The sequence below is a fragment of the Priestia koreensis genome, from assembly GCF_022646885.1.
In the GTDB taxonomy this organism is placed as follows: domain Bacteria; phylum Bacillota; class Bacilli; order Bacillales; family Bacillaceae_H; genus Bacillus_AG; species Bacillus_AG koreensis_A.
Map to the genome: position 1 here is coordinate 3855886 of NZ_CP061868.1, position 15281 is coordinate 3871166.

Below are 15281 nucleotides of genomic sequence, written 5' to 3' on the forward strand. Positions count from 1 at the left end.
TACTGTCCTCCTGTAGGTTCTATTCGCGATCATTTCGCTGTAAAAACGCCAGCAATTCTTCTAGGCTGTACGTATTAATGACGTTCTCTGGTCGTACCCAGCCTTTTATCGCACTCGATACGCCAACTTTCATATCTTCTAACATCTCTAGGTTATGGGCATCCGTATTAATCACAAGCTTCACGCCTTTTTCCTGCGCTTTTCGCAAGTGCTCGGCTGCTAAGTCTAGACGATTGGGATTCGCATTTAATTCTAGCGCTGTGTTCGTTTCCTTCGCTAAATCAATTAACAAATCAACATCCACATCATACCCATCGCGTCGTCCAATTAAGCGACCTGTTGGATGGGCGATAAAATCAACATGTGCACTTTCAAGTGCTGTTTTTAGACGCTCCATAATGGTTTCTCTAGGCTGTGAAAAGCTCGAATGAATGGATGCAATGACTAAATCCATTTCCTGCAACATTTCATCATCATAGTCCAACGTTCCATCTGGTAAAATATCCATTTCTACACCAGCTAGAATTGTAAAATCATCGTATTTTTCATTCAATCGATTGATTTCTTCCCTCTGTGAGCGGAGCCTTTCAGGTGTAAGTCCATTTGCTACTTTTAAATACTGTGAATGATCGGTAATGGCCATATAGCGATATCCTTTACTACGACAAGCCTCAGCCATCTCCTCAATCGAGTATCCACCGTCACTCCACGTTGAGTGCATATGGAGGTCTCCTTTTACATCTTCAAGCGTAATAAAACGCTGTGGCTTCATAAATGCCTCTACCTCAGATCCGTCCTCGCGAATTTCAGGTGGAATAAACGCTAGACCAAAGTGCGCATAAAAATCTTCTTCCGATTGGAACGTTAGTACCTCACCTGTTTCAGCAACCTCGACTCCATACTCACTGATTTTTTCGCCACGCTCTTTCGCTAATTGACGCATGCGAACGTTATGATCTTTAGATCCTGTGAAATGATGTAGGGTTGTAGCAAACTCTTCATCTTTTACAAGTCGAAAATCAACGGAAATATCATATTCATACTCTAAAACAACGGAAACCTTTGTATCCCCATTCGAAATGATGCTCTTCACAAGGGGAAGTGAGGTTAACTGCTCGCGCACACTTTCTGGATTCGTAGTCGCAATAATAAAGTCTAAGTCCTTAATCGTTTCACGCATTCTTCGTACGCTTCCTGCCTGTGAATAACGATCCACGTCGCGCATTGATAGGAGATGCTGCTCAATTTCTTTTGCAATTGGAAGCATAACTGTTAATGGGAGACGATCAGGTCGCTTTCCAAATTCTTCGATCGCCTCTAGGATTTTTTCTTCCGTCTTCTTTCCAAACCCACTGAGCTCTTGGACTTTATGCTGTTCGCAAGCTTCCTTCAACGAATCAATATCTTCTACCTGAAGCTGCTGATAGAGCTTGGCGATCTTTTTCCCACCAAGTCCTGGTAGCTTCAATAATGGAATTAAACCTGCTGGAACTTCTTCTTGAAGCTCTTCTAAAACCGTTGATTTTCCCGTTTCTAAAAACTCGTTGATTACTGCTGCTGTCCCTTTTCCGACGCCAGGAAGAGCCGTCACATCTTCAATATCTGAGAGGCTTCGTTCGTCGTTTTCAAGTGCCGTTGCAGCTTTTCGAAAAGCTGATATTTTGAAAGGATTGTCCCCTTTTAACTCCATATAAATCGCAATCGTTTCTAATAACTTAATCACTTCTTTTTTATTCATACTCAAGCACCCTTTCTATCGTCCATTTTCTCTACTGAAAATGATACAAATTTTTAGGCTATATGTACATTTTTTTCACTAGTGTGCGTAATCAAAATGGCTAAAAAATGATGAACGAAAAGAGGGCGTAACCCAAACGATAGCGTTCAACCATTTGAGTTACCCCCTTTCTCCATCTTTATAGCTGGCCATATTGAGCTAATAAATCATGAATTGTTGCAGATAAAAAAGGCGTATGCTGAATCATTGCTGTTGCGATACCTGACTGCTGAATCGGCTGTTGAATATTTAATATCGGTAACACCGCACCGATATAGAGCAAAATAAACAACACAACGTAAATCTCCACAAAACCTAATATACCTCCGCCCCACTTATTCAATTGTTTTAAAATAGGTAGCTGCGCGATTGAGTTTAACGTAAACCCAACAATTCGCAATAAAATTTGTGTGCCAAAAAACAGAATAGCAAAGGCAATAATCCGGTAAAACGCACTCTCTACTTGGTCTGTGCCAAGAATGAGCGAAGCAATACCTTGTTGATCTTGCCAATTTGGTAGAGGAATAATAATCTTTAATCGAGGTGCTAAATCATCACTTAGCAAGTAAGCCACGATAAACGAAACGGCGAAGCTAATTAAATGAACCAACTGCAAAATTAGTCCGCGCTTAATTCCGATTAAGAAACCTAGTACCAATAAGATGATTAATACGATGTCTAGCATTTATTGTCCTTCCTTCATCCTACGAATTTCGTTTTCTAATCTTTCTATATCTTCTTTGAGCTTTATATGTTCATGAATAACGTTAACAGCCGTTAGTACAGCTAATTTATTTATATCTAATGATGGATTTTTTGACGCAATCTCCCTCATTTTATCATCAACAATAGATGCAACGAGTCTTATGTGGCTTGTGCTTTCAGAGCCAACAATCCGATATTGTTGCCCATAAATATTGACTTCCGTTTTATTTTTATCTCGTTCTAACACCAGAAAGTCCTCCGTTCCACAAAAATCCTAATCCTTATCATAACACGAATTACAATAGAATGGAAAGATATCCTTATTTCCGTTATGATAATAGCACAAGATGAGTATATACGCGCAACTATATTGGCACATCACACATAAATTTTGTGTGGAAGGACTAGAAAGCCTAGCCAAACATGACTTATATTAGCAAGCCAATACGATTGCTTTTCTACTAACTCGATACTGAATAAAGGAGAGATTTTCATGGCGAATGCCGTTTTAAAAGTTCAAGCACCACAGCTACGCGAAATACAATCTCATTATGCCCCTTTCATCACAGATAAAACACCACCAGGAGGCGTTTTTACCGCTAAACTTCCAAACTGTACGATTACAGCCTACAAATCTGGGAAAGTTTTATTTCAAGGAAACGGTGCCGAACAAGAAGCACAACGATGGGGAACGACAGAGTCTTCAGCACCCGCTAAAGGTCCTAGCGCTTCTTCACTTCCTGCCAATTTTCATCTTAAATCAGTGATTGGATCAGATGAAGTGGGAACAGGTGACTTTTTTGGCCCCATTACGGTTGTTGCAGCTTACGTGTCAAAAGAGCAAATTCCTCTTTTAAAAGAATTGGGTGTGAGAGATTCAAAAGATTTAAAAGACCCTAAGATTATTGAAATTGCCAGACAGCTCCTTCATGTTGTTCCTTACAGCCTTATCATCCTGCATAATCCGAAATATAATGATTTACAAAAGAGCGGCATGTCACAAGGAAAAATGAAGGCGATTTTACATAACAAAGCGATTCAGAACGTACTGAACAAAATCGCACCTGAAGAGCCAGAAGCGATTTTAATCGATCAATTTGTTGAGGGCCCTACGTATTACAAGCACGTCGCACAGCAAAAAGAAGTGGTGAAAAAGAACGTCTTTTTTAGCACAAAGGGCGAATCCATTCACCTATCTGTTGCAGCTGCATCCATTATTGCGCGCTATGCTTTTTTACGCGAAATGGATAAGCTCGGAAAAAAAGCCGGAGTCGAACTTCCAAAAGGAGCAGGGAAACACGTCGATATTGCCGCTGCGAAAATCATTCAATCACAAGGTACGGATGTTTTAAAAGACCTCACGAAGCATCACTTTGCGAATACGGAAAAAGCGATTCGTTTGGCACATAAATAAAAAGAGTTCTAGGCTGCGTGCCTAGAACTCTTTTTGTATTAAGAACGAAGAGTCGCATTAAACTGCGCTTCTACCGCCTCAAGTACTTTTGTGTGAGCTTTTGTTACTTCTTCATCTGTTAACGTATGCTCCGGATTGTAATAACGTAGTGAGAACGCAACAGATTTCTTGCCTTCCTCCATACGCTCACCTTCGTATAAGTCAAATACGTTCACTTCTTTTAGAAGCTTTCCGCCCACTTCTTTAATAACAAGTTGAATTTGACCTGCCTGAACCGTGCTATCTACAACAAGCGCGATGTCACGCGTCATAGATGGGAAACGTGGAATGAGTTCGTATTGAACAGGCGCTACATCAACTGTTAGTGCACGACGTAGATCTAATTCGAATACGTACGTTTCTTTTAAACCAAGCTCTTTAAGAGTCGCTGGATGTAATTGCCCTACAAAACCAAGCGCTTCTCCGTCAAGTGTGATGGTTGCTGTACGTCCTGGGTGCATTCCTTCCTTCGCACCAGGTTCGTATGCAATGCGCCCTTCTAATCCTAGCGCTGTAAATAAGCCTTCTAAAATTCCTTTCACGACGTAGAAGTCTACGACCTTTTTCTCTCCTTGCCATTGGTGAATGTGCCATAATCCTGTTACAGCACCAGCTAAACGCTCCTTCTCTTCTGGAAGTTCTCCTTCACCTTTTGATAAGAACACAGAACCTGTTTCATAAACCGCAACAGAATCCATTTGACGGGCGTTGTTATGCTTCACAACTTCTAATAACTGCGGAGTTAAGCTTTGACGAAGAACGCTGCGATCCTCACTCATCGGCATTGCTAGTCGAATCGTTTCCGTTGTTTCTAAAGCAAACTGAGTTGCTTTTTCCTCAGTTGTTAATGAATACGTTGTTGCCTGATAAAGTCCAGCTCCTTCAAGGTAACGGCGTACTTGACGACGTTTTGCTTGGTAGTCTGTTAACTTACCAGGAATTGCTTCTCCAACTGGCAATGTTGTTGGAATGTTATCATAGCCGAATAAACGAGCTACTTCTTCAATTAAATCCTCTTCAATGGTAATATCACCGCGACGTGTCGGAACGGTTACAACAAATGTCCCGTTGTCTTCCTTCGCCTCAAATTGAAGACGTTCAAAAATACTTTTCACTTCATTTGCTTCTAGTGATGTTCCTAATACGCTGTTGATGCGCTCAACAGAAACAGATACAACCGCAGGCTCAACGTTCATCGTATCTACTTCAACTGTACCAGCCACAACTTCCCCTGCTGCATAAAGAGCCATTAGCTGTGCAGCGCGGTCTGCCGCCATACGTGTACGGTTTGGATCAATGCCTTTTTCAAAGCGTGCACTCGCTTCACTGCGAAGTCCATGATCTTTTGATGCTAGACGAACCGTTAAGCCATTGAAATATGCTGATTCAATTAACACGTTTACCGTATCATTTTGAACTTCAGAGTTTTCTCCGCCCATAACACCAGCAAGTGCAACAGGCTCTGTGCCGTTTGTGATTACAAGCTGATCGTTTGTTAATGTGCGCTCTGTACCGTCTAACGTAACAAGTTTTTCATCATTGTGTGCACGGCGCACGACAATTTCTTTTGATCCTAAACGATCATAGTCAAATGCGTGAAGAGGCTGACCATACTCAAGCAAAATGTAGTTTGTAATATCAACCACATTGTTATGAGGACGGATACCAGCTGCGATTAGACGTGATTGCATCCAAAGTGGAGATGGACCAATTTTCACATTTTTAACAACGCGTGCCACGTATAATGGATTGTCTGCTGCTGCGTCGACTTTTACGCTAATGTAGTCGCTTGCTTGTTCACTTGCTTCTGATACGTTCACTTCCGGATAGCATACGTCACGGCTTAAGATCGCCGCTACTTCATGAGCAACTCCAAGCATGCTTAGGCAATCAGAACGGTTTGGCGTTAAGCCGAGCTCTAGCACTTCATCGTTTAAGCCTAATAGCTCCAGCGCATCTGCTCCTACCTCTGCATCATTTGGGAAGACGAAAATTCCTTCCTGATATTCTTTGGCCACTAATTTCCCTTCAATCCCTAACTCTTGAAGAGAACAAATCATGCCGTTTGATTCTTCACCGCGAAGCTTCGCACGCTTGATTTTAAAGTTACCAGGTAGTACTGCCCCAACAGTAGCCACCGCAACCTTTTGGCCTTTGTCAACGTTTGGTGCACCACAGATAATTTGAACAGGCTCCTCAGCACCAACGTCCACTAAGCATTTGTTTAGCTTATCAGCATTTGGATGCTGTTCGCGCTCAAGTACGTGACCAACAACTACACCTTTAATGCCTTCGTTGCGTACTTCAACACCTTCTACTTCAATCCCACTACGGGTAATTTTTTCAGCTAGCTCTTTAGCTGATACTCCTGATAAATCTACATAGTCTTGTAACCAGCGATATGATACAAACATTCGAATACCCTCCCTTTATGCTCGTTTGAATTGTTTTAAGAAACGTAAATCATCTGTATAGAAATGACGAATATCGTCTACACCGTACTTCAGCATCGCAATACGCTCAGGTCCCATACCGAAAGCAAACCCTTGATATTTCTTTGAATCGTACCCTGCCATTTCAAGTACGTTTGGATGAACCATTCCCGCACCTAAAATTTCGATCCAGCCTGTTTTTTTACATACGTTACATCCGTTTCCTCCACATTTGAAGCATGATACATCTACTTCAACGGAAGGCTCTGTGAATGGGAAGAAACTTGGACGAAGGCGAATTTCGCGCTCTTCACCAAACATTTTCTTCGCAAATGCTTCAAGCGTTCCTTTTAAATCACTCATGCTAATATTTTCATCAATGACAAGCCCCTCAATTTGAGTGAACTGATGTGAATGCGTCGCATCATCGTCATCACGGCGGTAAACCTTACCTGGGCAGATAATACGAATCGGTCCTTTTTCCGTGTTTTTTTCCATCGTACGTGCTTGTACAGGAGATGTATGTGTACGCATTAGAATTTCGTCTGTAATATAAAATGAATCCTGCATGTCACGCGCTGGGTGACCTTTTGGCAAGTTCAGTGCTTCAAAGTTGTAGTAGTCTTGCTCTACTTCTGGTCCTTCTACAATGCTGTAGCCCATCCCTAAAAATAGATCTTCAACTTCTTCAACGACCGCTGTTAACGGATGATGATTTCCTGTTTGCACCGGACGACCAGGAAGCGTTACGTCAATTGATTCTGATGATAATTTACGCTCAACTTCCGCTTGCTCTAATGCAGTCTGCTTTTCTTCAATTTTTGTCGCAATTGCCTCGCGCACTTCATTCGCAAGGGCTCCAATTACCGGGCGCTCTTCAGCAGAAAGTTTTCCCATCCCACGCAGAACTTCTGTAATCGGTCCTTTTTTACCTAAATACGCTACGCGAATATCATTTAACGCTTTTAAATCAGCTGCTTCTTCTACTTTTGCAACAGCTTCCGCCTGCAGTTCCTGTAAACGTTCTTTCACTGTTTTTTCCTCCTTTATTTTAGACAAAATAAAAAACTCGCCCCTAAAAAAGGGACGAGTATTAGTCGCGTTACCACCCTAGTTAGCAATGCACATAATGATTGCATTACTCTCTTCGTTACGATTAACGGCTTTGCCGGAACACCTTTACAATCAATTGGTCCAAGTGTCAACTCAGGAGGTGAATTCACTCGCTTCTTCTATAAAGGTACTTTCAGTCACGGCACCTTCTCCCTAAATAGCGAATTGCTAGCTACTAGTCTCCATCAACGTTTTTTCAATATGTAACTATTGTCTTATTATATTGAAAACCACGGCCCGTTGCAACTACCTTCCGCCTAAATAATACACGAGAATTCCTGCTGCAACCGCTACGTTTAGCGATTCACTTTTTCCATAGATCGGAATATACAAATTTGCATCCGTTTGCTGAAGAAATTCTTCTCTTACTCCGTTCCCCTCATTTCCAACCATTAGAGCGAAGGAGGAAGCGGTTTGCACTTCCTGATACGGCTTGCCGTTTTGTAAAGACGTTCCGTAAATGGCTACGTTTTGTTCTTTTAACTGAGCAATCACTTCCCCTAGATTTCCTTTTAAAATAGGGAAGTGAAAAATAGCACCCTGTGTGGAACGAATCACCTTACTATTATAAACGTCTACGCTTCCTTCACCGATCACGACGAGCTCAATACCTGCAGCCTCTGCTGTTCGAATGATGGTTCCAAGATTCCCTGGGTCCTGAATCGCGTCTAATAATAACACCTTTTGTACGCTCGGAAGCTCTGTCATCACACTTTGATAACAAATCGCTGCCGCACCTTGCGGGGTTTCGGTATCTGAGATAGCTTTCATTACGTCTGGCTTCACCCAAACGATGGATACATCATCAACATTCCACGCGGATGGAATTTCGACTTCATCTGAAATGATCACTTCTTTAATATTCTCTTTATGCTTAAGCGCCTCTTCTACAAGGTGAAAGCCTTCAACAATAAATAAACCGGTTTTGTCGCGCTCTTTCTTTGTATGAAGCTTTTTCCAACCTTTTACTTGAGGGTTTTTCACTGAATCAATTCGTTTCAACGTACCTTCTCCTTTTAATTCATAACTTTTTTCAACTATTCTACTACTGATTGTACATAGAAATCGGAAAGAAGACAAAAACTATTCTTGAAAAGATTACATATGTTGAGGTGATAAGGATGGATTTAAATTTACGAAATGCAATTTTATCAAACGTTAGCGGTAATTCTCCAGAGGAACTAGAAGCAACTATTATGGATGCGATCCAAAGCGGTGAAGAAAAAATGCTTCCTGGACTTGGCGTATTATTCGAAGTTCTATGGAAAAACTCCGATCAGTCAAACAAGCACGACATGCTTACAACAATCGAAAAAGGTCTTCAATAAAAAAATCCCTCACCTCATCAGGTGGGGGATTTTTTTATTAGTTAAACGTTAAATTTTGAACAGTCTCTGCATCTAAACGTTTAATCACTTCGGTAATTAATTTCACCGCGTTCTCGTAATCATCACGGTGAAGCATCGCTGCGTGTGAATGGATATAACGAGTCGCAATCGTAATTGATAAAGCCGGAACACCGTTTGCTGACAGGTGAATAGAACCAGAATCTGTTCCGCCACCAGCAATCGCATCAAACTGATACGGAATGTTTAGTTCATCAGCCGTATTTGTCACCAAATCACGAAGCCCCTTATGAGAAACCATGGACGCATCGTATAAAATGATTTGCGGGCCGTCTCCCATTTTGCTTGCTGCTTCCTTGCTTGAAATACCTGGTGTATCACCAGCAATCCCTACATCAACACCGAATGCAATGTCAGGTTGAATAAGGTTAGCGGATGTTTTCGCACCGCGCAATCCAACTTCTTCTTGAACCGTTCCAACACCGTATACGATGTTTGGATGTGCTTCGTCTTTTAAATTTTTCAACACGTCAATGGCAATTGCACAGCCAATGCGGTTGTCCCATGCTTTAGCTAACAGCATTTTTTCGTTGTTCATTACGGTAAATTCGAAATAAGGCACTACTTGGTCCCCAGGACGCACGCCAAATTCCATCGCTTCTTCGCGACTAGAAGCACCGATATCAATGAACATATCTTTAATATCAACAGGCTTTTTGCGTGCTTCAGGTGGTAAAATGTGAGGTGGTTTTGAACCAATAATCCCCGTTACATCGCCTTTAGCCGTAACAATAGTTACGCGCTGTGCTAGCATTACTTGTGACCACCAGCCACCAACCGTTTGAAAGCGTAGGAATCCTTTATCGTCGATTTGCGTAATCATGAAGCCAACTTCATCTAAGTGACCAGCCACCATAATTTTAGGACCGTTTTCTTGTCCCACTTTTTTCGCGATTAAGCTACCTAATCCATCTGTCGTAATCTCATCGGCAAATGGCTCTATGTATCGTTTCATGACTTCACGTGGCTCACGTTCGTTCCCTGGAATCCCTTTAGCATCTGTTAATTCTTTTAGCATCGTTAATGTTGCATCTAGTTTACTCATCTTCATCCTCCTTTTTATGCCAATAATTTCATTATACAGAATAATTGATTAAATCCAAACTATATTTCGTTTTCTTAATATCCTTCTTTTTGGCGCTGATAGTTTACTTCGTTTTTTGACATATACGCGTCCTCTACGTCTTCGTTCGTGAACCCAAGCATTTCACCAAGCGCTAAGTAATCACCGAACACTTCAACATAGCTTTGTCGATTTGGCTCCGTGCGCAGACCGAGAACCCCGTCATATACTTTTAAGAATTGCTCTGTAACATCTGCTCCTCGTTCACTGCTTGTAATAACATCCATATCATGAAGACTAAATTCAATTCCAAGTGATAGTAAGAAGTGAATACCATCCACATATTCTTCTAAAATTTTCTCTTTCGGTGAAGCACCCTTTACGCTCCAAAATTTAAAGCAGCGTGTTTCATTGGCAAGCTCACCTAACTCCACAAGCAAAGCCAATACTTTACGCTGAATTAAATTTTCTTCTTTTAGTTGATGTGTTGTTTCTATATGCATATCTAATTCTTTTTGCATCGCAAATAAACGTACTAATTTCATGTGTTTTACACTCCTTTTCTTTCTGAACAAAAAAAGTATAACAAATATCGACTTCTATGAAACCTTTTATGATTTAAACCGTAAATTACACAAGAATGTTTTATAGGAGGGGCGAAAATGTTTGTCGTTCTCTTTCGTTTACTAATTATCGGTGCTTTCTTTTATCTTTTGTACAAGGGCGTATATTATTTATGCAGCCCAAAAAGAAAATTAGATGCGGCACACGAAAAGAAAGAATTTTACATGCTTGATGAAAAGGGCAATGCACGTAAAAATTTTCTCCTAACGTATCAAGGCAGACTATTTGAAGGGGAAAAATACGTGGGTACTACTTCTGAATCATTTGAAGTGATCTCCATCCACATCTCTATTCAAAAATCACATCAGCTAGAGGGACTTTCTCGAATGGACTTTACGCGAATTGAACAAGAAGTTCAGTATGTTTATCCCTATGCCAAGATTCAATGGAAGAGCCCTGTAAAAGAGTTTATTGCGAGCAGGGTGTAAAAAGAAAACGAAAAAGCACTCAACCAACTACGAATGCTTTTTCGTTTTCTGTATGACACTTATTGTGTACGACTCATCCACTCTACAAGCAGAATGAAATCAATTATAGCTAATAGAGGTAACCCTAGCTTGAACTGCACATGCTTCGTTTTATGGCGACAAGCGAACATCCCAATCGTTGTCCCTAAAGCTCCGAAAACGATGCTCACAATCCAAATCGTTTTCTCTGCAATCCGCCATTCATGGCGAATCGCTCTTCGTTTGTCCGTCCACATCACAAAAAAACCAACTAGATTAATGACAAGTAAATAGATCCACACAAGTTCCACATTTTTCACCTCATAAAAACAAAAGAGCTCCTTCATATGAAGGAGCTCTGACGTATTATTTGTCTAGGTTCTTTTTAGCAGCAGATGCTAATTCTGCGAATGCTTTTTCGTCAGCGATTGCTAAGTCAGCAAGCATTTTACGGTTAACTTCGATTCCTGCTAATTTTAAACCGTGCATTAAACGGCTATAAGAAAGACCATTCATGCGAGCAGCCGCATTGATACGTGTGATCCATAATTTACGGAAATCACGTTTCTTTTGACGACGGTCACGGTAAGCATACATTAATGATTTCATTACTTGTTGGTTAGCTACTTTGTATAATGTATGTTTGGAACCGTAATAACCTTTAGCTAATTTTAAAACTCTTTTACGACGTTTGCGCGTCACTGTACCGCCTTTTACACGTGGCATAGTTGTTTCCCTCCTGTATTGTATCTATAATAATCCGAACTTATTTTACGTTTGTTAATAGGTGACGAATGCGTTTGAAGTCACCAGTGCTTACTAGAGAAGCTTTGCGTAGTTTACGCTTTTGTTTTGTAGATTTGTTAGCGAATAAATGGCTTGTGTAAGCGTGAGAACGTTTAAGTTTTCCACTTCCAGTTCTTTTGAAACGCTTAGCAGCGCCACGGTGAGTTTTCATTTTTGGCATGGGGAGTTCCTCCTCGTATGATTATTTTTCGTTTTTAGGTGCTAAAACTAAGAACATGCTACGTCCTTCCATTTTAGGAGCTGATTCAATTGTTCCTACTTCTGTGCAAGCAGCTGAGAAACGATCAAGAACTCGTTGACCAATCTCTTTATGCGTAATTGCACGACCTTTGAATCGGATCGATGCTTTTACTTTGTCTCCTTTTTCAAGGAACTTAATTGCATTGCGTAGTTTTGTGTTGAAATCATGCTCATCAATTGTCGGACTTAAACGTACTTCTTTTAAGTTAATGACCTTTTGATTTTTACGAGCTTCTCTGTCTTTACGTTGTTGCTCATAACGGAATTTACCGTAGTCCATAATACGACACACAGGTGGTTTCGCGTTAGCTGCAACCATTACAAGATCAAGATTTACTCGAGAAGCGATTTCTAATGCTTCTTGTTTAGATTTAATGCCCAACTGTTCGCCGTTCTGATCGATCAGACGAACTTCACGAGCACGAATACCTTCGTTAACCATCATGTCCTTGCTAATAAGTAGCCACCTCCAAGGTTTTATAAAGGAATATATGATTCGCATCTGGTACGTCGAGGATTTTTTAATCGTTTCATAAAAAAAGATGCGAGTATGTACCACACACCCACATCTTGAAAGTTCAAGTATAAAAAACGATCTCAAAACCTGCTAACTGCTTAGCGCGTCCATCAGGTGAGAAGCGGGTGCTCCTTCTTTTGCATCAACATATATTCAGTTTCCATAAGAGATTATATCAAGTAACATAACGTTTGTCAATAATCATGCCGAATAACAGCAACGAAATAAATTGTAGCAGAATTACGAAAAGTTGACAATACCTTTTCGTATTTTATTTTTTATGGAAAAAATTAAAATGCCTTCTCCCCCTACAAAAACACAGCGCGGCAACGTCACGCGCAAGCTCCCTACTCATCCAAAAAAGACCTTCCTCACTGTACCTACTCAAAAAAAAGCTATTCCAAAAAACAGCACGGCAACGCACGTGCACACAACCTACCTGTCCAAACGACCTCCACCCCACAGAACTCCCCCACAAAGGTCTTTCTTTTACATAAGGGGATGAGGGCAGCCCGCAAGGGAGGCGCTCATCCCCTTATGCTTAACCAAAAGACCCTAACAGCTCTACCGTTAGGGTCTTTTGGTTAAGTGGATGCTAAATTATCGTTTAGCCTCTGACTTTAGTGTTTGAACGAACTGTTCAAATGACACTGTCTCTGACTTTTGCTCGCCATACTTACGAACGTTCACTGCGTTCTCTGCTACCTCATTATCCCCTACTACAAGCATATAAGGCGTTTTTTGCATTTGAGCTTCGCGGATTTTATACCCGATCTTCTCTTCACGCTCATCCATCTCAACGCGGAATCCTTCTAATTGAAGCTGCTCTTGAATTTTCTTCGCGTAATCCAAGTGTACTCCCGGTGATACTGGAATCACTTTCGCTTGAACAGGGGCTAACCATGTTGGGAATGCTCCTTTGTACTCTTCAATTAAGAAAGCAATGAAGCGTTCCATTGTTGATACAACGCCGCGGTGAATAACAACCGGACGATGCGGCTTACCATCTTCTCCAACATACGTTAAGTCGAAGCGTTCTGGTAATAAGAAGTCAAGTTGAACTGTTGATAACGTTTCATCTTTTCCAAGCGCTGTACGAACCTGTACGTCTAACTTCGGACCGTAGAATGCTGCTTCGCCTTCTGCTTCGAAGTACTCGATTCCTAGCTCGTCCATTGCGTCTTTTAACATGCTTTGTGCTTTTTCCCACATTGCATCGTCATCAAAATATTTCTCTTTATCTGCTGGATCACGGTAAGACAGGCGGAATGAATAATCGTCTAATCCGAAATCTTTGTATACGTCTAAAATTAGACGTACTGTACGAATAAACTCATCTTTGATTTGATCAGGGCGAACAAAGATGTGCGCATCATTTAGCGTCATTCCACGAACACGCTGTAGTCCTGAAAGTGCTCCTGACATTTCGTAACGGTGCATTGTTCCAAGCTCAGCAATACGAATCGGTAATTCACGATAGCTGTGAATATCATTTTTGTATACCATCATATGATGAGGACAGTTCATTGGACGAAGAACAAGCTGCTCGTTGTCCATTTCCATTGCTGGGAACATGTCATCTTGGTAGTGATCCCAGTGACCAGATGTTTTATAAAGCTCTACGCTACCTAATACTGGTGTGTATACGTGCTGATAACCTAGACGCTCTTCTTTGTCCACGATGTAACGTTCAACAACGCGACGAATTGTAGCACCTTTTGGTAACCATAAAGGTAGACCTTGTCCCACTTTTTGAGAGTTTGTGAAAAGTTTTAGCTCTTTTCCGAGTTTACGGTGATCACGCTCTTTTGCTTCTTCAAGAAGACGTAAATGTTCGTTCAAGTCTTCTTTTGTGAAGAATGCAGTACCGTAAATACGTTGTAGCATTTGGTTGTTGCTATCTCCGCGCCAGTACGCACCTGCAACGCTTAATAGCTTAAATTCTTTGATTTTACCTGTAGACGGGACATGCACACCGCGGCAAAGGTCAAAAAATTCACCTTGTTCATAAATTGAAACTGCTTCTCCTGCTGGGATTGCATCGATTAATTCTAATTTCAAGTCATCGCCGATTTCCTTGAACAGACGAATTGCTTCTTCTCGTGGCACTTCTTTACGCACGATATCCAAGTTTTCGTTGATGATTTTTTTCATTTCTTTTTCAATCGCAGGTAAATCTTCTGGCGTAATAGCTTCTTCCATATCGATATCATAGTAGAAACCATTCTCGATAACAGGACCTACTCCTAATTTTACGTCTTTGTATAGACGTTTGATTGCTTGAGCCATTAAATGCGCTGTACTATGACGCATTACTTCTAATGATTCCGGCGTACCTTGTGTCACAATCTCAATTGCTCCATCTTCTTGAATAGGTGTACGAAGATCAATTAATTCACCGTTTAGCTTCCCAGCAATTGATTTTTTCTTTAATCCTGGGCTAATTGAAAAGGCAATATCTTCTGTTGTAGTGCCTCTTGGAAATTCCTTTACTGCACCATCTGGAAATGTCATTTTTACTACTTCTGACATGTTTATTCACTCCTTTTATAAAATAAAAAAACTCGTCCCCCAAAAAGGGACGAGTTGTAATCGCGGTACCACCCTTGTTTCTATCCAAACCAAATAAGCTTGAATAGCTCAAGTATTTTTAACGGAAAAACCCGTCAACAATTACTAAAGTCTCAACTCGTTCACT

The 15281-nt window shown here is 41.0% G+C and carries 16 protein-coding genes and 3 other annotated features (1 of these 19 running past the window's edge); of the genes, 3 read left to right on the plus strand and 13 right to left on the minus strand.

Annotation, left to right across the window (positions count from 1 at the left end):
- Nucleotides 1–19: 19 nt before the first annotated feature.
- From polX to zapA, 3 genes are all read right to left on the minus strand, one after another.
- Complete coding sequence (gene polX, locus IE339_RS20260; protein WP_242170639.1) at nt 20–1738, minus strand: DNA polymerase/3'-5' exonuclease PolX; 1719 nt, start codon at nt 1736–1738, stop codon at nt 20–22.
- Between the two features lie 178 nt (nt 1739–1916).
- Entirely contained in the window at nt 1917–2462 is a 546-nt protein-coding gene (locus IE339_RS20265; protein WP_242170641.1) for a CvpA family protein, read from the minus strand.
- The gene (gene zapA, locus IE339_RS20270; RefSeq protein WP_053400889.1) at nt 2463–2729 is read right to left on the minus strand and encodes a cell division protein ZapA; all 267 of its coding nucleotides are present in this window, start codon (nt 2727–2729) and stop codon (nt 2463–2465) included.
- 246 nt (nt 2730–2975) lie between these two features.
- Here zapA and rnhC point away from each other — a divergent pair, with 246 nt between their 5' ends.
- Complete coding sequence (gene rnhC / locus IE339_RS20275) at nt 2976–3896, plus strand: ribonuclease HIII (RefSeq protein ID WP_242170643.1); 921 nt, start codon at nt 2976–2978, stop codon at nt 3894–3896.
- 38 nt (nt 3897–3934) lie between these two features.
- Here the strand turns inward: rnhC and pheT are convergent, their stop codons facing one another.
- The 3 genes from pheT to IE339_RS20290 all read right to left on the minus strand — a co-directional run bounded on the left by pheT (nt 3935) and on the right by IE339_RS20290 (nt 8482).
- A complete protein-coding gene (gene pheT, locus IE339_RS20280) occupies nt 3935–6349 on the minus strand; it encodes a phenylalanine--tRNA ligase subunit beta (protein WP_242170645.1) in 2415 nt (804 codons plus the stop codon).
- A gap of 15 nt (nt 6350–6364) precedes the next feature.
- A complete protein-coding gene (gene pheS, locus IE339_RS20285; RefSeq protein WP_242170647.1) occupies nt 6365–7399 on the minus strand; it encodes a phenylalanine--tRNA ligase subunit alpha in 1035 nt (344 codons plus the stop codon).
- A gap of 47 nt (nt 7400–7446) precedes the next feature.
- Nucleotides 7447–7678 (minus strand) — a binding site (T-box leader).
- Nucleotides 7679–7726: 48 nt separating this feature from the next.
- Entirely contained in the window at nt 7727–8482 is a 756-nt protein-coding gene (locus tag IE339_RS20290; protein ID WP_053400885.1) for a TrmH family RNA methyltransferase, read from the minus strand.
- Between the two features lie 119 nt (nt 8483–8601).
- On the opposite strand from IE339_RS20290, the gene sspI reads away from it, so the two are divergent.
- Complete coding sequence (gene sspI / locus IE339_RS20295; protein ID WP_053400884.1) at nt 8602–8808, plus strand: small acid-soluble spore protein SspI; 207 nt, start codon at nt 8602–8604, stop codon at nt 8806–8808.
- A 37-nt stretch (nt 8809–8845) separates the two neighbouring features.
- Here the strand turns inward: sspI and IE339_RS20300 are convergent, their stop codons facing one another.
- On the minus strand, nt 8846–9931 hold the full coding sequence (locus IE339_RS20300; RefSeq protein WP_242170651.1) for a M42 family metallopeptidase: 1086 nt from the start codon (nt 9929–9931) through the stop codon (nt 8846–8848).
- A gap of 74 nt (nt 9932–10005) precedes the next feature.
- Nucleotides 10006–10494: a dUTP diphosphatase gene (locus IE339_RS20305; RefSeq protein WP_242170654.1), complete on the minus strand. Its 489-nt coding sequence runs from the start codon at nt 10492–10494 to the stop codon at nt 10006–10008.
- A gap of 117 nt (nt 10495–10611) precedes the next feature.
- Here IE339_RS20305 and IE339_RS20310 point away from each other — a divergent pair, with 117 nt between their 5' ends.
- Nucleotides 10612–11001: a sigma-w pathway protein ysdB gene (locus tag IE339_RS20310; RefSeq protein ID WP_242170657.1), complete on the plus strand. Its 390-nt coding sequence runs from the start codon at nt 10612–10614 to the stop codon at nt 10999–11001.
- A gap of 59 nt (nt 11002–11060) precedes the next feature.
- On the opposite strand, the gene IE339_RS20315 is transcribed toward IE339_RS20310, so the two are convergent.
- From IE339_RS20315 to thrS, 5 genes are all read right to left on the minus strand, one after another.
- The gene (locus IE339_RS20315; protein WP_277933923.1) at nt 11061–11330 is read right to left on the minus strand and encodes a DUF1294 domain-containing protein; all 270 of its coding nucleotides are present in this window, start codon (nt 11328–11330) and stop codon (nt 11061–11063) included.
- A 55-nt stretch (nt 11331–11385) separates the two neighbouring features.
- On the minus strand, nt 11386–11745 hold the full coding sequence (rplT, locus tag IE339_RS20320) for a 50S ribosomal protein L20 (protein ID WP_242170660.1): 360 nt from the start codon (nt 11743–11745) through the stop codon (nt 11386–11388).
- A 40-nt stretch (nt 11746–11785) separates the two neighbouring features.
- Entirely contained in the window at nt 11786–11986 is a 201-nt protein-coding gene (gene rpmI / locus IE339_RS20325; RefSeq protein ID WP_242170662.1) for a 50S ribosomal protein L35, read from the minus strand.
- A gap of 21 nt (nt 11987–12007) precedes the next feature.
- Nucleotides 12008–12568 carry a translation initiation factor IF-3 gene (gene infC / locus IE339_RS20330; protein ID WP_083446488.1) on the minus strand — a complete coding sequence of 187 codons (561 nt, stop codon included), beginning with the start codon at nt 12566–12568 and terminating at the stop codon, nt 12008–12010.
- Nucleotides 12569–12596: 28 nt separating this feature from the next.
- Nucleotides 12597–12726, minus strand: a sequence feature (ribosomal protein L20 leader region).
- 457 nt (nt 12727–13183) lie between these two features.
- Nucleotides 13184–15115 (minus strand): threonine--tRNA ligase, encoded by a 1932-nt coding sequence (gene thrS, locus IE339_RS20335; protein WP_242170663.1) that lies wholly within the window; start codon nt 15113–15115, stop codon nt 13184–13186.
- Nucleotides 15116–15157: 42 nt separating this feature from the next.
- Nucleotides 15158–15281, minus strand: a binding site (T-box leader) (it continues 111 nt past the right edge of the window).